This is a genomic window from Limosilactobacillus antri DSM 16041, from assembly GCF_000160835.1.
Taxonomy (GTDB): domain Bacteria; phylum Bacillota; class Bacilli; order Lactobacillales; family Lactobacillaceae; genus Limosilactobacillus; species Limosilactobacillus antri.
The window spans coordinates 789,328-806,368 of sequence record NZ_GG700733.1; the positions used below are offsets into that span (position 1 = coordinate 789,328).

Annotated in this window: 13 protein-coding genes; all 13 read left to right on the forward strand. The window is 54.7% G+C overall.

The genetic code is table 11. The features are described 5' to 3' along the window. Positions 1–41 precede the first annotated feature (41 nt). The 13 genes from hpf to uvrA all read left to right on the forward strand — a co-directional run bounded on the left by hpf (position 42) and on the right by uvrA (position 16,920). Positions 42–581 carry a ribosome hibernation-promoting factor, HPF/YfiA family gene (gene hpf, locus HMPREF0494_RS07225; protein WP_007124301.1) on the forward strand — a complete coding sequence of 180 codons (540 nt, stop codon included), beginning with the start codon at positions 42–44 and terminating at the stop codon, positions 579–581. Positions 582–779: 198 nt separating this feature from the next. After that, positions 780–3,143: a preprotein translocase subunit SecA gene (gene secA, locus HMPREF0494_RS07230; protein ID WP_007124302.1), complete on the forward strand. Its 2,364-nt coding sequence runs from the start codon at positions 780–782 to the stop codon at positions 3,141–3,143. Between the two features lie 93 nt (positions 3,144–3,236). Continuing rightward, a protein-coding gene (gene prfB / locus HMPREF0494_RS07235; RefSeq protein WP_148466425.1) for a peptide chain release factor 2 occupies positions 3,237–4,353 on the forward strand; the annotation gives its coding sequence in 2 pieces (ribosomal slippage) (positions 3,237–3,308 and positions 3,310–4,353; 1,116 coding nt in all). A 56-nt stretch (positions 4,354–4,409) separates the two neighbouring features. Then, positions 4,410–4,751: a PspC domain-containing protein gene (locus HMPREF0494_RS07240; protein WP_007124305.1), complete on the forward strand. Its 342-nt coding sequence runs from the start codon at positions 4,410–4,412 to the stop codon at positions 4,749–4,751. After that, the gene (locus HMPREF0494_RS07245; protein ID WP_007124306.1) at positions 4,751–5,107 is read left to right on the forward strand and encodes a phage holin family protein; all 357 of its coding nucleotides are present in this window, start codon (positions 4,751–4,753) and stop codon (positions 5,105–5,107) included. The genes HMPREF0494_RS07240 and HMPREF0494_RS07245 overlap by 1 nt, the downstream gene beginning before the upstream one ends. 13 nt (positions 5,108–5,120) lie before the next feature. Next, the gene (gene hprK, locus HMPREF0494_RS07250) at positions 5,121–6,074 is read left to right on the forward strand and encodes an HPr(Ser) kinase/phosphatase (RefSeq protein ID WP_040458899.1); all 954 of its coding nucleotides are present in this window, start codon (positions 5,121–5,123) and stop codon (positions 6,072–6,074) included. Further along, entirely contained in the window at positions 6,074–6,889 is an 816-nt protein-coding gene (gene lgt, locus HMPREF0494_RS07255; RefSeq protein WP_007124308.1) for a prolipoprotein diacylglyceryl transferase, read from the forward strand. The genes hprK and lgt overlap by 1 nt, the downstream gene beginning before the upstream one ends. 24 nt (positions 6,890–6,913) lie before the next feature. Continuing rightward, positions 6,914–7,930: an NAD(P)H-dependent glycerol-3-phosphate dehydrogenase gene (locus HMPREF0494_RS07260; protein ID WP_040458900.1), complete on the forward strand. Its 1,017-nt coding sequence runs from the start codon at positions 6,914–6,916 to the stop codon at positions 7,928–7,930. A 64-nt stretch (positions 7,931–7,994) separates the two neighbouring features. Continuing rightward, a complete protein-coding gene (gene galU, locus HMPREF0494_RS07265; protein ID WP_007124310.1) occupies positions 7,995–8,903 on the forward strand; it encodes a UTP--glucose-1-phosphate uridylyltransferase GalU in 909 nt (302 codons plus the stop codon). A gap of 126 nt (positions 8,904–9,029) precedes the next feature. After that, the gene (trxB, locus tag HMPREF0494_RS07270; protein ID WP_007124311.1) at positions 9,030–9,962 is read left to right on the forward strand and encodes a thioredoxin-disulfide reductase; all 933 of its coding nucleotides are present in this window, start codon (positions 9,030–9,032) and stop codon (positions 9,960–9,962) included. A 142-nt stretch (positions 9,963–10,104) separates the two neighbouring features. Continuing rightward, positions 10,105–11,832 (forward strand): phospho-sugar mutase, encoded by a 1,728-nt coding sequence (locus tag HMPREF0494_RS07275; RefSeq protein ID WP_007124312.1) that lies wholly within the window; start codon positions 10,105–10,107, stop codon positions 11,830–11,832. A gap of 159 nt (positions 11,833–11,991) precedes the next feature. Beyond that, the gene (uvrB, locus tag HMPREF0494_RS07280; protein WP_040458901.1) at positions 11,992–14,037 is read left to right on the forward strand and encodes an excinuclease ABC subunit UvrB; all 2,046 of its coding nucleotides are present in this window, start codon (positions 11,992–11,994) and stop codon (positions 14,035–14,037) included. 15 nt (positions 14,038–14,052) lie between these two features. Beyond that, complete coding sequence (gene uvrA, locus HMPREF0494_RS07285; RefSeq protein ID WP_007124314.1) at positions 14,053–16,920, forward strand: excinuclease ABC subunit UvrA; 2,868 nt, start codon at positions 14,053–14,055, stop codon at positions 16,918–16,920. Positions 16,921–17,041 lie beyond the last annotated feature (121 nt).

The window sequence follows — 17,041 nt, forward strand, 5'->3', positions numbered from 1 at the left end:
TCAGAACAAGCGATTGCTTGGACTGAAAGGAGAGAAGTACAATGTTAAAGTTCAATATTCGTGGTGAAAATGTTGAAGTTACTGACGCAATCCGGGACTACGTGGTGAAGCGGATCAGCAAGCTGCAAAAGTTCTTCGAGGATAGCGTTGAGGCAACTGCCCACGTGAACTTAAAGGTTTATCCAAACCGTACTTACAAGGTTGAAGTTACTATTCCGCTCCCATACCTAACGTTGCGGGCTGAAGAAACCTCCAATGATATGTACGGTAGTGTTGACTTGGTAACCGACAAGCTGGAACGCCAGATCCGGAAGTACAAGACGAAGGTTAACCGCAAGTCTCGTGAAAAGGGCTTGAAGAACCTGGAATTCGTTCCTTCAGACGATGACGCCGCAAGTGACGAATTAAAGATTGTCCGGACTAAGCAAGTGTCACTCAAGCCAATGGACCCTGAAGAAGCGGTTCTGCAAATGGATATGCTGGGTCATGACTTCTTCGTTTTCCAAGACGCTGAGACCAATGGAACGAGTATCGTTTACCGTCGTCGCGATGGTCGTTACGGTTTAATTGAAGCAGAATAGCTAATCGCTGGTGAGGACACTCACTGCTAACTGCCTCTAGGATTCGGGTGCCGAGTTCTAGGGGCTTTTTGTCTGGGTCAATCGGTTTTCAATCGCCTGCCAACGTGGTAAAATATTACAGTTAGAATTAAAAATATAATTGGCTTGAGTAGTACCTTTTATTCAGCAACTCAAGCCTGAATTAGGAAGGACGCTTTTATGGCCAACATTTTAAAAAAATGGATTGAAAGCGATCGCCGTGAGTTACGGCGGATTAATAAGATTGCGGACAAGGTTGAGTCTTATGCCAAGGAAATGGAAGAACTCAGCGACGACCAGCTCAAGGCAAAGACGGACGAGTTCCGCCAGCGTTATCAAAAGGGGGAATCCCTCGACGCTCTCCTGCCCGAAGCCTTTGCGGTTGCCCGAGAAGGGGCTAAGCGGGTCCTCGGACTTTACCCGTTCCACGTTCAAATCATGGGGGGCATTGTCCTACACGAGGGGAACATTGCCGAAATGAAGACCGGTGAAGGGAAGACTCTGACGGCGACGATGCCGGTATACCTGAACGCCATCTCTGGCAAAGGGGTCCACGTTATTACCGTTAACGAATACCTATCAAAACGGGACGCCACGGAAATGGGCCAACTGTATAACTGGCTGGGGTGCAGCGTCGGCATCAATAACTCCGAGATGAGCCCCGACGAAAAGCGGCAGGCCTACCAGGCGGACATTATGTATTCCACCAACAGTGAGATCGGTTTCGACTACCTGCGTGATAACATGGCGGTTTACAAGGAAGACCAGGTTCAGCGGGGCCTGAACTACGCGATCGTCGATGAGGTTGACTCGATTTTGATTGATGAAGCGCGGACACCGTTGATTATTTCTGGCCCGGGAACGGGGACTTCCAAGCTGTACAAGCAGACGGACCGCTTCGTCAAGCAGCTGAAAAACGAGGCGGACTACAAGATTGACCTAGAGTCCAAGACGGTTTCGTTAACCGATGAGGGGATCAAGAAGGCAGAAAAGTACTTTAACCTAAAGAACCTTTACGATCCTGAAAATACGGCCCTGACCCACCACCTCGACCAGGCCTTGCGGGCTAACTATATCATGCTGCTGGATAAGGACTACGTGGTTTCCGACGGTGAAGTGCTGATCGTCGATTCCTTTACCGGACGGGTGATGCAGGGCCGCCGGTTCTCCGATGGCCTTCACCAGGCGATCGAAGCCAAAGAGGGCGTCAAGATCCAGGAAGAAAACAAGACGATGGCTAACATTACCTACCAGAACCTCTTCCGGATGTACAGCAAGCTGGCGGGGATGACCGGGACTGCCAAGACCGAGCAGGAAGAATTCCGGGAAATTTACAACATGGAAACCATCACGATCCCGACTAACCGGCCGGTTGCCCGAAAGGACGAGCCCGACCTTCTCTACCCGACCCTGCAGAGCAAGTTTGCGGCCGTGGTGAAGCGGATCAAGAGCCTGCACGCTAAGGGCCAGCCAATCCTGGTCGGGACCGTCGCGGTCGAAACCTCCGAGTACCTTTCCCACTTGCTGGACCAGGAACACATTCCCCACGTGGTCTTAAACGCGAAGAACCACGCGAAGGAAGCCGACATCATCAAGAATGCCGGTCAGCGGGGCGCCGTAACGATTGCGACCAACATGGCCGGACGGGGAACCGATATTAAGCTCGGCCCCGGCGTCCGGGAACTGGGCGGCCTGGCGGTGATTGGGACCGAACGACACGAATCCCGGCGGATTGACAACCAGCTGCGGGGACGGTCAGGCCGGCAGGGGGATCCGGGCTTATCCCAGTTCTACCTGTCCCTGGAAGATGACCTGATGAAGCGGTTCGGTGGTGAACGGATCAAGGCCTTCCTGGACCGGATGAAGGTGCAGGGCGAGGATGCCGTAATCAAGAGCCGCTTTCTGACCCACCAGGTGGAATCAGCGCAAAAGCGGGTTGAAGGGAACAATTACGATTCCCGGAAGAACGTGCTCCAATACGATGACGTAATGCGCGAGCAGCGTGAAATCATCTATAAGGAACGCCAGCAGATCATTACGGAAGACAAGTCCTTGAAGTGGGTCCTGATGCCGATCTTTAAGCGCACCATCCAGCGGGAAGTGGAACAGCACACCCTGGGTGATGAAAAGGACTGGGACCTGCAGGGAATCGTGGACTTTGCCGAAGAAGTGCTGGTTAAACCGGATATCGTTTCCGTAAAGGACCTGCAGGGCAAGTCGCAGGATGAAATGGTCGACTTTTTGATGACCTTTGCCGAAAAGGTTTACGATGAGAAACAGCAGATTTTGACCGACCCATCCCAGATGCTGGAATTTGAAAAGGTCGTCCTGCTGCGGGTGGTTGATTCACACTGGACCGACCACATCGACATCATGGACCAGTTCCGGCAGTCAGTTGGCCTGCGGGGCTACGGCCAGTTAAACCCGTTGGTGGAATACCAGACGGCAGGTTACCACATGTTTGAGCAGATGGTAGCGGACATTGAATACGAAACCACCCGGCTATTCATGAAGTCTGAAATTCGGCAAAACGTTACCCGCTAAGTGCGGCAACTGAGAAAATTACTAGAAGGTGCGGCAGTTCGGTGACCCATGGCGGTACCACTGCCGTATGTTTGTAATCGGGAGGAATTGTTGATGGAATTAAGTGAAGCCAAGAAAAAAATAGAAGCAATGCAGCAGGAAGCTGCCCGCTTCGGGAGGTCTCTTTGACCTGGATGCCCTTGATGAGCAGATCGCGGAAAATGAGCACCGGATGGCTCAGCCGGGCTTTTGGGATGATAACGAAAAGGCCCAGCAGCTGATTAACGACAATAACGACCTGAAAGAAAAGCGGGACACCTACGTTGCCCTGCGCGACCAGTTGGCAGACCTGGAGACGAACCTGGAATTGCTGGAGTTAGAACCGGATCCGGACCTGGAGCAGGAGTTCGCGGCCAGCTTTGCGAAAACCACTGAGGCTTTGCAACAGTACCGGCTTAGCCAGTTGCTGAGCGAAAAGTACGACGGTAAGAACGCCATCTTGGAAATTCACCCGGGAGCCGGTGGCACGGAGGCCCAGGACTGGGGAGAAATGCTTCTTCGGATGTACGTGCGCTGGGCTGAACAACACGGCCTGACCGTAGAAACCGCCAACTATGAACCGGGGGAAGTTGCGGGCGTTAAGAGTGTGACCCTCCTAATTAAGGGCCGCAACGCCTTTGGCTACCTCCGCAGTGAGAAGGGGGTTCACCGGCTGGTGCGGATTTCACCCTTTGACTCCGCTGGCCGGCGGCACACCTCCTTTGCGTCGGTTGACGTGATGCCGGAACTAGATGACAGCGTTGAGGTTGACATCAACCCGGCCGACCTGCGGGTGGACACTTTCCGTTCCAGCGGGGCGGGAGGTCAGCACATCAATAAGACCGAATCGGCGGTCCGGATTACCCACCTGCCAACCGGCCTGGTGGCCTCTTCGCAGGCGGAACGTTCGCAGCTGCTCAACCGGCAGACGGCGATGAATATGCTGAAGTCGAAACTGTATGAGCTGGAAGAGGAAAAGAAGGCCAAGGAGCGGGCCGAAATCGAAGGCGAGCAGCTGGAGATTGGCTGGGGGTCCCAAATTCGCTCCTACGTTTTCCACCCCTACACCCTGGTAAAGGATAACCGGAGTGGTTACGAAACCCATAATGGGCAGGCGGTGATGGACGGGGAACTGGATCCCTTTATCAACGCCTACCTGCAGTGGAAGCTTAGCCAGCAGAATCCGCAATAATCGCAATTGCAGTTCCCGTTGAAAGCCGTTAAGGTTTAACATAAAGGAGTGGTTAGATGAGGGAAAGTCGTCGGAAACGGTTAACCAGGTCCGGGTCTGACCGGATAATTGCCGGGGTCTTTGGGGGCTTTGGCCAGTACTTTAGCTGTCCAGCAATTTTTTTGCGGGTGGCTTACGTTATCCTGAGCATTCTCAGCGGGATTGTTCCGGGGATCATCATCTATGCCATCATGGTGCTGATTATGCCGCCTGACCCGCAGCACCCTGGAATCTTAGGCTTAATCAAGGGCCTAAGTGAGCTGCAGGAGCGGATGACCACCAGTCATGACCAGCGGCGGCAGCGCCGGACGCTGACTGACGTCGAAGAAAAAGATATTAAAAGAAATGGAAGATTATAATGACATTTTGGAAAAAAGTGCTAATTGATACGGTGCTGTTCATCGCCCTTGCCGGCCTGTTTGTCGGCACGGGGATGTTCTACATCGGCAGTGCCTGGATGGCCTTGCTGGCGGCGTTTATTTTGGCAATCTTAAACGTCGCGGTAAAGCCGATCCTAGTGATTTTGTCACTGCCAATCAATATCTTGACGCTGGGACTGTTCAGTATCGTTATTAACGGCTTAATGCTTGAGCTGACTTCACATTTGATCGGCTCGTACAATTTCGGCTTTTCATCTTTTTGGTCGGCAATGCTCATCGCCATTATTATGTCGGTCTGCAACACGATCATCAGTAGTCATCAGGATAATTATTAAGGAGTGAATGAGCGTGCCAAACCATGTTACTGTGCAGGAATTAATAGACAAGGTTCGCCTGAAGGTGTTACAGGGTGAAGATTACCTGGGCCGGACGATTACGACCAGTGATATTTCCCGGCCGGCCCTCGAATTTGCCGGTTACTTCAAGCACTACCCGGCAATGCGGATTCAGTTGCTCGGGATTACCGAAATTTCCTTTTCCAAGGACCTGACCCATGACCAGATGGTGGAGTACATGACCCGGATGTGTACACCCCAGACGCCGTGCTTCGTCATCTCGACGAACCTGCCGATTCCGCAAGAGCTTAAGAAGGCGGCGGAGGACGCCCAGATTCCCATCCTGGGGACCCACCTGACCTCCTCGCAGATTTTGAGTAATATGACTTCCTACCTGCTCGGCCGGCTGGCCCCCCGGAAATCCCTGCACGGGGTCCTGGTCGACATTAGCGGAGTCGGGGTCCTGATTACCGGTGATTCTGGTGTCGGGAAGAGTGAGACGGCTCTTGAATTAGTTCGGCGTGGGCACCGGCTCGTTGCCGATGATCGGGTTGAAGTGTACGCCCGGGACGAACAAACCCTGATTGGGACCGCTCCGGCCATTCTGCAACACCTGATGGAAATCCGGGGGATCGGGATCATTGACGTTTCCACCCTCTACGGGACCGGGGCCATCATGCCGGTGGACAATATCAACCTGATTGTCCACCTGGAAACCTGGACGCCGGATACCAAGTTTGACCGCCTCGGTGACCGGGGGGACACCCAGACCATCCAAGGGGTAATTATTCCGAAGGTTTCGGTCCCGGTTAAGACTGGGCGGAACCTCGCCATCATTATCGAATCCGCGGCGATGAACTACCGGGCCGAGACGATGGGCTATGACGCCACCAAGACCTTTGACGAAAACCTGAACCGGCTGATTAAGCAGAATTCAGCCCGGGATAGCAAGGAGCAGGGGAAGTAATGGCGGCGGTAACGGCAGCGTTGAACCCGATTGCCTTTCGCCTCGGGCCCATCCAGGTTCACTGGTACGGGATCATTATTGCCAGCGGGGTGGTACTGGCCCTCATCTTGGCAGTTCGTGAAGGCCAGCGCTTAGGGATCCCCGAGGATGACTTTTATGATTACCTGCTCTGGGCAATCCCCGTAGCGATTATCTGTGCGCGGCTTTACTACGTGGCCTTCCAGTGGCCCTACTATTTCCGTCATCCCGGTGAAATTGTGGCAATCTGGGACGGGGGAATTGCCATCTACGGCGCAATTATCGGGGGCTTCATCACCTTGGTAGTATTCTGTCATGCTCGCCGGCTGGCACTGTGGACCATGCTGGACGTTATTTCACCGACGTTGATTATGGCGCAGGGAATTGGCCGCTGGGGCAACTTTATGAACCAGGAGGCCTTTGGCAGGGTTACCAGCCGGGCGGCCCTGGTCGCGCAGCACCTTCCCGCCTGGATTATCAACCAGATGAATATTGGTGGTGCCTACCGGGTACCGACCTTCCTGTATGAGTCGCTTTGGGACTTCAGCGGTTTTGCCCTCCTGATGATTTTGCGGCACCGCCGCCACCTGTTTAAGCGGGGCGAGGTCTTCTTGACTTACGTAATTTGGTATGCCGCGGGCCGCTTCGTAATTGAAGGGATGCGGACCGATAGCTTGATGCTGGGGCCGGTTCGGATCTCCCAACTGCTGTCCCTGGTTTTTCTGGCAGCTGCGCTGGTCGTCATGGTTGTCCGGCGGCGGACAAAGCAGGTGCCCTGGTATTGGAGAAGTAAATAGGATTTTAGTTTAAGGAGAATGGTTATGGCAGAAAAAATTGCAGTTTTAGGTGCTGGTTCGTGGGGAAGTACCCTTGCTAATATGCTGGTGGAAAATGGTCATTCCGTAATGCTGTGGGCGCGAAACCAGGAGCAGGTTGACCGCTTGAACACGGAGCACCGCAATCCAGAATACATGAAGGATTTGGTCTACTCTGACCAGCTGGTCGCCACTACCGATATGCGGGCGGCAGTCAAGGATGCTTCGGTCCTCCTGATTGTCATCCCGACCAAGGGTCTTCGCCAGGTTGCCCACCAGCTGGACCAGCTGCTCGGGGAGCTCCGCCAGCGGCCATTGATCATTCACGCGACTAAGGGCTTGGAACAAAACACCTACAAGCGGCCTTCTGAAATGCTGGAAGAGGAAATCGCACCCGACCACCGGCGGGGGATCGTGGTCCTGTCAGGCCCGAGCCACGCGGAGGACGTTGCAATCAAGGATATGACCGCGGTTACGGCCGCCAGCACGGTCCTTGACAATGCCAAGGAAGTCCAAAAACTCTTTAGCAATTCCTACTTCCGGGTCTACACCAACGATGACGTAATCGGGGCTGAATTTGGCGCGGCCTTGAAAAATATTATTGCCATCGGGGCGGGGGCGCTCCAGGGATTGGGCTACCACGATAACGCCCGGGCGGCCCTGATTACCCGGGGACTTGCCGAGATTCGCCGGCTCGGGGTTGCCTTTGGTGCGAACCCAATGACCTTCATTGGCCTGTCCGGGGTCGGTGACCTGGTAGTAACGGCGACGAGTAAGAATTCACGAAACTGGCGGGCTGGCTACCAGCTAGGCCAGGGGCAAAAACTCGCTGACGTGATTCAAAACATGGGGATGGTCATCGAAGGGGTCTACACGACCAAGGCGGCTTACGAACTAAGCCGGAAGCGCCAGGTCAAGATGCCGATTACCGAGGCGCTGTACGAAGTCCTCTATTCCGGTAAGGACATTAAGGATGCCATTTCTCAACTGATGAGTCGGGACTTAACGTCAGAAATCGAATAAGTATGGTAAAATACTCTTGGAAGACTTTGAGAGAAATTGAAGTTACGAAAGGACTTATATTGTTATGAAACGTGTTCGCAAGGCAATCATCCCAGCAGCGGGATTAGGTACTCGTTTTTTGCCGGCTACTAAGGCGTTAGCAAAGGAAATGCTGCCAATTGTTGACAAGCCAACGATCCAATTCATCGTTGAGGAAGCACGCAAGTCAGGAATTGAAGACATCGTCGTGGTGGACGGCAAAAACAAGCGGTCAATTGAAGACCACTTTGACTCTAACCCAGAATTGGAAGACAACCTGCGTTCTAAGCACAAGGACGAAATGCTGAAGCTGGTCGAGGAGACTACGGACGTCAACATTTACTTTATCCGCCAATCCCATCCCCGGGGATTAGGGGACGCGGTTTTGACCGCCCGGGACTTTATTGGTGACGAACCGTTCGTTGTTATGTTGGGCGATGACCTGAACAACATCAACAACAATGGTCAGCCGTTGACGAAGGAACTGATCGAAAGCTACCAGCAGACTGGTGCTTCGACGCTGGCCGTAATGCGGGTACCGCATGAAGACACCGCCAAGTACGGTGTGATTAACCCGAGCAAGGAAGTTACGCCGGGCCTGTACAACGTAACCAGTTTTGTTGAAAAGCCGGCACCAAAGGACGCCCCAAGCGACCTGGCAATCATCGGCCGCTACGTCTTTACTCCCGAAATTTTTGACGTCCTGGCCAAGACCAAGCCGGGCAAGGGCGGCGAAATTCAACTGACGGACGCCATCGACACGCTGAACCAGACCCAGCGCGTCTTTGCCCGCGAGTACAAAGGCGACCGTTACGATGTCGGTAACAAGTTCGGCTGGATCCAAACCAACATTGAATACGGCCTGAACCACCCGCAGGTGAAGGATGAGCTGCGCGACTACATCAAGGCGTTGGGTGCGAAGCTGACTGCTGAAGATAAAAAGAGCAGCAAGTAAATTAAAAAGGTACCGCGACCGGCAATGGTCATGGCACCTTTTCTTATTTTTAGTAAGCTATTTACTAGACAAAGGGCGCGCCAGCTAATATCATTATGGATAGTAACCAGGATGGAGGAATAAACCATGGCAGAAGAGAAACAATATGATGTCATTATTATTGGTGCCGGCCCTGGCGGGATGACGACCGCCCTGTATGCTTCACGGGCTAATTTAAAGGTGGTCATGCTAGACCGGGGTGCTTATGGCGGCAACCTTAACAACACCGCTTCAATTGTGAACTACTCCGGCTTCAAGGACGTTCAGGGACCGGAACTGGCGGAAAAGATGTACCAGGGGGCGACCCAGTTTGGTGCAGAGTACGCCTACGGTACGGTTACCAAGGTTGAAGTTGATGGAGCAAACAAGAAGGTCACTACCGACATGGGAGAAACCTACGTTGCGCCCGTGCTGGTGATCGGGACCGGTTCAGACCACCGGAAGCTGGGTGTCCCGGGCGAAGAAGAATTCGGCGGCCGGGGGGTCTCCTACTGTGCGGTCTGCGATGGGGCCTTCTTTAAGGGCAAGCACCTGGTGGTTGTCGGCGGCGGTGATTCCGCGGTCGAAGAGGGACTGTACCTGACCCAATTAGCGGCAAAGGTAACCGTCCTGGTCCGCCGGGGCGAACTCCGGGCCCAGCCGATGCTCCAGGACGAAGCGCGAAAGAACCCGAAGATGGAATTCGTTTTTAACACTAGCGTGACCGAGATCATCGGCGATGACGTTAAGGTTACCGGGGTAAAGACCCATAACAACGTAACGGGAGCTGACGGTGAATTGGCCGCTGACGGGGTCTTTATCTACGTCGGCAACATTCCGCTGACCAAGCCCTTCGCTGACCTGGGAATCCTGGACGACCAGGGCTGGGTGAAGACCGATACCGTGATGCGGACCAGCATTCCGGGAATCTTTGCGATCGGTGATGTTCGTGAAACGCCGCTGCGGCAGATTGCTACCGCGGTCGGGGATGGCGCCATCGCTGGTCAGCAGGCCTACCAGTACATTACAAGTCATGAATAATCGGTAGGAAGAGGCTGAGTTAATTCCAGCCTCTTTTTACAGCCCTTCAGTAAAAGTTTAGTAAAACTATTGGTAAAAGCAGCCGCTGCCAGAAAGATGCGGTATACTAAGTACAGATTAAAGAAGTAAAGGAGACTTTATTGTGAGCTGGAAAGACACATACCAAGTATGGAAAGCGCGGACTGATTTAGAGCCAACCCTCAAGCAGAAATTAGCCGCCATGACCGATGAGCAGGAAATCGAAGATGCCTTTTATGGCCCACTATCCTTTGGTACTGCCGGGATGCGGGGCTTGATGGGCCCGGGAATTAACCGGATGAATGTTTACACGGTCCGCCAGGCAACGGAAGGTCTCGCCACCCTGATGGACTCACTGGGGGAAGCGGTTAAGCAGCGCGGGGTCGCGATTGGTTACGACTCCCGGCATAACTCCTACCGTTTTGCCCATGATTCGGCCCGGGTGCTGGGGGCACACGGTATTAAGGTTTACATTTATGACAATGTTCGCCCGACACCGGAGCTTTCGTTTGCCGTTCGGCAGATGGGAACCTACGCCGGAATCATGATTACCGCCAGCCACAACCCGAAGGAATACAATGGCTACAAGATTTACGGTGAAGATGGGGGCCAGATGCCGCCAAAGGAGTCGGACATGATGACCGGCTACATCCGTAAAATCAGTGACCTCTTCGACATCCAACTGGCTGATGAACAGGAAATGCTGAGCAACGGCCTGGAAACCATTATGGGTGAGGACGTCGACCACGCCTACCTCCAGCTTGCTAAGGAAGTCACCGTTAACCCCGAACTAGCTAAGCGGTATGGCAAGGACATGAAGTTCGTCTTCACGCCGCTGTGCGGGACCGGGCGGATGCTGGGTGAACGGGCCCTCCGTCAAGCCGGCTTTACCAACTTCACGATTGAGCCGACCGAAGCCCAGCCAAACGGGGACTTCCCCGGCTTGGAGCACCCGAACCCGGAATTTCCGGAGGCCTTTGTCCGGTCGATTGCTTTAGGGAAGAAGATTGATGCCGACGTGCTGATTGCGACCGACCCGGATGCCGACCGGCTCGGCTGTGCTGTCCGGCAGCCAGACGGCGAGTACCAACTGCTAACGGGGAACCAGATTGCCACGATTATGCTGGCCTACATCCTGGAAGCCCGGAAGCAGGCGGGGACACTGCCGAAGAACGCGGCGGCTGTTAAGTCGATCGTTTCCACCAACTTTGCGGCAAAGGTGGCCGCAAGCTACGGGGTGGCCATGATTAACGTCCTGACCGGCTTCAAGTGGATTGCTGACCAGATCCACCAGTACGAAAGCGGGCAGGCTGACCATACCTTTATGTTTGGCTTTGAGGAAAGCTACGGCTACCTGATTAAGCCGTTCGTTCGGGACAAGGACGCCATCCAGTCACTGACCCTGCTGGCAGAAGTGGCTGCTTACTACCGGAGCCGGGATATGACCCTGTACGATGGCTTGCAGGAACTCTTCCAGAAGTACGGCTACTTCCGTGAAAAGACGATTGCCAACACTTACGCCGGGGTCGACGGTCCGGCCAAGATTCAGAGCCTAATGAAGAAGTTCCGGGAAGAAGCCCCAGCTGACTTTGCTGGTCACCAAGTTGTCGTAACCGAGGACTTCGCCAAGGGGACGAAGACGACTGCCGACGGCCAGGTCAGTGAACTAGGCATTCCAGAATCGAACGTCCTCCGCTACGTCCTGGATGACGAAACATGGATCGCAATTCGCCCATCCGGAACGGAACCAAAGCTGAAGTATTACATCGGTACCAGTGCGGACTCACTGGACAAGGCCAATGCTAAACTGGCTGACTTTGAAAAGGCACTGCAAGCATTTGCCGAAGAATAAATTAACTTGAAATCAAATGGAGCTGTGAGATGGCTAAAACCACGTCGCGGCTCTTTTTATAATGGTCAGATTATTAGACGAATGCATGTTTGCATGATACACTAAAATGTGTCTAAATTAGCGGTATGGCGCCGCAATAAGCAACGGGAGGAACAGCTTGTGATTTATCGTCAAGCAGACCGAAAATTTGACCTAGTTTCTGATTACCAGCCGACCGGGGACCAGCCGGAGGCCATTGACCAGCTGACTAAGGGAATTGAAAATGGCGATAAGGCCCAGATCCTGCTGGGGGCGACCGGGACCGGGAAAACCTTTACCATTTCCAACGTCATCGCGAACGTTAATAAGCCGACCCTGATTTTGTCGCACAACAAGACGCTGGCGGGGCAGCTGTACGGAGAAATGAAGAAGTTCTTCCCCCACAACGCCGTCGAATACTTCGTTTCCTACTATGACTACTACCAGCCGGAGGCCTACGTCCCGTCGAGTGATACCTACATCGAAAAGGACGCTTCAATTAACGACGAGATCGATAAGCTGCGAAACGCCGCTACGACGGCCCTCCTTGAACGGAACGACGTGATCGTAGTGGCCTCGGTTTCCAGCATCTTTGGTTTGGGGAACCCGAATGAGTACCAAAACAGCGTGGTTTCCCTGCACGTTGGTCAGCAGCTCGACCGGGACTTCCTCCTGCGCCAGCTGGTCACGATCCAGTACGACCGGAACGACATTGACTTTCAGCGGGGCCGCTTTCGGGTGCACGGCGACGTGGTGGAAATTTTCCCGGCGTCCCACAGTGAAACGGCCTTGCGGATTGAATTTTTTGGTGACGAAATTGACCGGATCCGGGAAGTTGACGCCTTGACCGGCGAGGTAAAGGGGGACCGGGAAGAAGTCTCAATTTTCCCCGCCACCCACTTTATGACCAACGAGGACATTATGGACGTCGCCCTGCCGGAAATCGAACGGGACATGAAAAAGCAGGTTCAGCAGTTTACCGATGCGGGCAAACTGCTGGAAGCGGAACGAATTCAGCAGCGGACCACCTACGACATCGAAATGATGCGGGAGATGGGCTATACCAACGGAATCGAAAACTATTCCCGTTACATGGACCGGCGCAAACCCGGCGAACCACCGTACACCCTGCTGGACTTCTTCCCCAAGGACTACCTGCTGGTGGTTGACGAGTCCCACCAGACGATGCCCCAGGTGCGGGGGATGTACAATGGCGACCGGGCCCGGAAACAGATGCTGATTGACTACGGCTTCCGTCTGCCCAGCGCCCTCGATAACCGGCCGCTGAAGCTCGGCGAGTTTGAGCAGCACGTCAACCAGGTCGTCTATATGTCGGCAACGCCCGGGCCGTACGAGATGGAGCAGACCGACCACGTGGCCCAGCAGATTATCCGGCCAACCGGCTTATTGGATCCAACGATTGAGGTCCGGCCGGTGATGGGCCAGATTGATAACCTGGTCGGTGAGATCAACAAGCGGATCGAACGCCACGAGCGGGTTTTCGTGACGACCCTGACGAAGAAGATGTCGGAGGACCTGACGGACTACCTGAAGGACCTCGGTCTCAAGGTCAAGTACCTGCATAGTGATATTAAGACCCTGGAGCGGACGCAGATTATTCGCGACCTCCGCTTGGGCAAGTTTGACGTCCTCGTGGGAATCAACCTGCTCCGGGAAGGTCTGGACGTGCCAGAGGTCTCCCTGGTGGCGATCCTGGATGCGGATAAGGAGGGCTTCCTGCGCAACGAGCGCTCCCTGATCCAGACAATCGGGCGGGCGGCCCGGAACGAACACGGGGCCGTGATTATGTACGCCGATGAGGTCACGGAGTCGATGCAGAAGGCGATTGATGAAACGAAGCGGCGGCGGTCAATCCAGATGAAGTACAACGAAGAGCACCACATCACGCCCCACACAATCGTTAAGCCGATCCAGGAGGCCATTTCGGCAACCAAGGAAACGGCCGACACCGGCGAGCAGGCTGACAGTACGGAGTTTACCACGCAGGACTTCGCCAAGCTGTCCCGGGATGCCCAGACGAAGATGGTTGCTGAGCTGACTGAGCAGATGCAGGCGGCGGCCAAGCGGCTGGACTTTGAGCAGGCGGCCACACTCCGGGACACCGTGATGGAACTAAAGGCGCAAATGACCGGCAAGAAGACCAAGCCGGGACGGAAAGCAAAGTAGAGGAGGGGTAATCCGTTGGCAAACGATAAGATTGTTATTCACGGGGCACGGGCCCACAATTTAAAAAATATTGACGTCAAGATTCCCAAGAACAAGCTGGTAGTCATCACCGGTCTGTCCGGGTCTGGGAAGAGTTCACTGGCCTTTGATACCCTGTATGCCGAGGGCCAGCGGCGCTATGTCGAAAGCTTGTCCGCCTATGCCCGGCAATTCCTAGGCCAGATGGATAAGCCAGATGTTGATTCGATTGACGGTCTTTCACCGGCGATTTCAATTGACCAGAAGACGACCTCCCACAACCCGCGGTCGACGGTCGGGACGGTAACGGAAATTAATGACTTCCTCCGCCTCCTCTGGGCGCGGGTCGGGACGCCAATTTGTCCCAACGACCACATTCCAATTAGCAGCCAGTCCCCCGACCAGATGGTCGAGCGGGTGCTGGAATTGCCAGAGCGGACCCGCTTACAGATCCTCTCACCGGTTGTTCGGGCCAAGAAGGGGACCCAAAAGAAGGTCCTGGCAACGATTAAGCGGGAGGGCTTTGTCCGGGTCCAGGTCGACGGGGAAACCTACGACCTCGACGAAGTTCCCGAGTTGAACAAGAACCAGGAGCACACGATCAACGTCGTCATTGACCGGATTATCATCAAGGATGGCGTCCGCTCCCGGCTCTTTGACTCCTTTGAGGCCGCCCTCCGCCTGAGCAACGGCTACGCAATTGCGGACGTGATTGGTGGCGAGCCGATTCCCTTTTCCGAAAAGTATGCCTGCCCAATCTGCGGCTTTACGGTCGGCGAGCTGGAGCCGCGGCTCTTCTCCTTTAACGCACCGATGGGGGCCTGCCCGGTTTGTGAAGGCCTGGGCTCCAAACTGGAGGTCGATGTTGACCTGGTGGTCCCGGATCGTAGCAAGACTCTGCGCGATGGGGCAATGGCGCCCTGGAACCCGATCTCGTCCCAGTACTACCCCCAACTGTTGGAGCAGTTCTGCCATTCAGTCGGCATCGACATGGATACTCCCTTTAACAAGCTGCCAAAGAAGCAGCAAAAACAGGTTCTCTATGGCAACGGCGACCAGACCTTCCACTTCCACTACGAAAATGACTTCGGCGGGGTCCGGGACGTGGACGTACCGTTTGAAGGGGTGGTCAATAATGTTAAGCGGCGTTACCGGGAAACCAATTCGGACTTTACCCGGGAGCAGATGCGCAAGTACATGACCGAGCTGCCCTGTCCGGCCTGCCACGGTTACCGGCTGAACGAGCGGGCGCTGGCCGTTAAAATCAACGGACAGAACATTGGCCAGGTATCCGACCTGTCGATCAGCGACGCGATTGACTTCTTTAAGCAGGTTCATTTATCGGAACAGAATGAACAGATTGCCCGCCCAATCCTCAAGGAAATTCTTGACCGGCTGACCTTCATGCAAAACGTTGGGGTCGAATACCTGACCCTCAGCCGGTCGGCCCGGACCCTCTCCGGGGGTGAGGCCCAGCGGATCCGGCTGGCAACCCAAATCGGTTCCAACCTCTCCGGGGTGATGTACGTTCTGGATGAGCCGTCGATTGGGCTCCACCAGCGGGATAATGACCGGCTGATCTCATCGCTCAAGGCAATGCGGGACCTCGGCAACACCCTGATCGTGGTCGAGCACGATGAGGATACCATGCGGGCCGCCGACTACATCATCGACATCGGTCCCGGTGCCGGCGAGAACGGTGGCCGGGTGATGGCGGCCGGTACCCCCAAGCAGGTAATGCGGTCGCGCAAGTCGCTGACCGGCCAGTACCTTTCTGGCAAGAAGTTTATCCCGGTGCCAGCAGAACGGCGGCCCGGCAACGGCAAGCACATCGTGATTAAGGGGGCCGCGGCCAACAACCTGAAGCAGATTGACGTCGATTTTCCCCTTGGCAAGCTGATCTGCGTGACCGGGGTTTCCGGTTCGGGGAAATCGACCCTGGTCAACCTGATTTTGAAACGCATTTTGGCCCAGAAGCTCAACCATAATTCCGCTAAGCCGGGGAAGTACGCTTCCATCAGCGGGGTGAACAATATTGAAAAGGTCATCGACATTGACCAGTCGCCGATCGGCCGGACGCCGCGGAGCAACCCGGCGACCTACACCGGGGTCTTCGATGACATTCGGGAACTCTTTGCCCAGACCAACCAGGCCAAGGTTCGCGGCTATACCAAGGGCCGCTTCAGCTTTAACGTCAAGGGCGGCCGTTGCGAGGCCTGCCACGGGGATGGGATTCTCAAGATTGAGATGAACTTCCTGCCGGACGTATATGTGCCCTGTGAGGTTTGTCACGGGACCCGCTACAATTCGGAAACTTTGGAAGTGGAATACAAGGGCAAGAACATTGCGGAAGTCCTGAACATGACGGTTTCAGAAGCCCTAGAATTCTTCAGTGCAATTCCGAAGATCCGCCGGAAGCTGCAAACAATCGAGGACGTTGGCCTCGGCTACGTTCACCTGGGCCAGCCAGCGACGACCCTGTCTGGCGGGGAAGCCCAGCGGATGAAGCTGGCGGCCGAACTGCACCGCCAGTCTCACGGCAAGAGCTTCTATATCCTGGATGAGCCGACGACTGGCTTGCACATGGATGACATCAAACGGCTCCTCGGCGTCCTCCAGCGGCTGGTCGATGCTGGCAACACCGTCCTGGTGATTGAGCACGACCTCGACGTGGTCAAGTCGGCCGACTGGCTGATCGACCTGGGGCCCGAAGGCGGGGACGCCGGCGGCCAGGTGGTTGCCACGGGAACGCCGGAAGCGGTTGCCCAGGTTAAGGAAAGCTATACCGGCCGTTACCTGAAAGAGATGCTGGAACGTGACCAGCAGTGGGCAGCGGCCCGGGCTGCCAAAAAGAAAAGCAAATAGTGATAAAACAGTGAACTCAGTTTAAGCTGGGGCACTGTTTTTCTTTTGCATCTTTTAAAATAATATATTTACATTTAATATTATACAATATATAATATTAATGAATTAAGAGAGGTGAATG

What these genes read in the sequence shown, in the direction of transcription:
- hpf (WP_007124301.1), top strand. Translation starts at nt 42, where the DNA reads ATGTTAAAGTTCAATATTCGTGGTGAAAATGTTGAAGTTACTGACGCA.
- secA (WP_007124302.1), top strand. Translation starts at nt 780, where the DNA reads ATGGCCAACATTTTAAAAAAATGGATTGAAAGCGATCGCCGTGAGTTA.
- HMPREF0494_RS07240 (WP_007124305.1), top strand. Translation starts at nt 4,410, where the DNA reads ATGAGGGAAAGTCGTCGGAAACGGTTAACCAGGTCCGGGTCTGACCGG.
- HMPREF0494_RS07245 (WP_007124306.1), top strand. Translation starts at nt 4,751, where the DNA reads ATGACATTTTGGAAAAAAGTGCTAATTGATACGGTGCTGTTCATCGCC.
- lgt (WP_007124308.1), top strand. Translation starts at nt 6,074, where the DNA reads ATGGCGGCGGTAACGGCAGCGTTGAACCCGATTGCCTTTCGCCTCGGG.
- HMPREF0494_RS07260 (WP_040458900.1), top strand. Translation starts at nt 6,914, where the DNA reads ATGGCAGAAAAAATTGCAGTTTTAGGTGCTGGTTCGTGGGGAAGTACC.
- galU (WP_007124310.1), top strand. Translation starts at nt 7,995, where the DNA reads ATGAAACGTGTTCGCAAGGCAATCATCCCAGCAGCGGGATTAGGTACT.
- trxB (WP_007124311.1), top strand. Translation starts at nt 9,030, where the DNA reads ATGGCAGAAGAGAAACAATATGATGTCATTATTATTGGTGCCGGCCCT.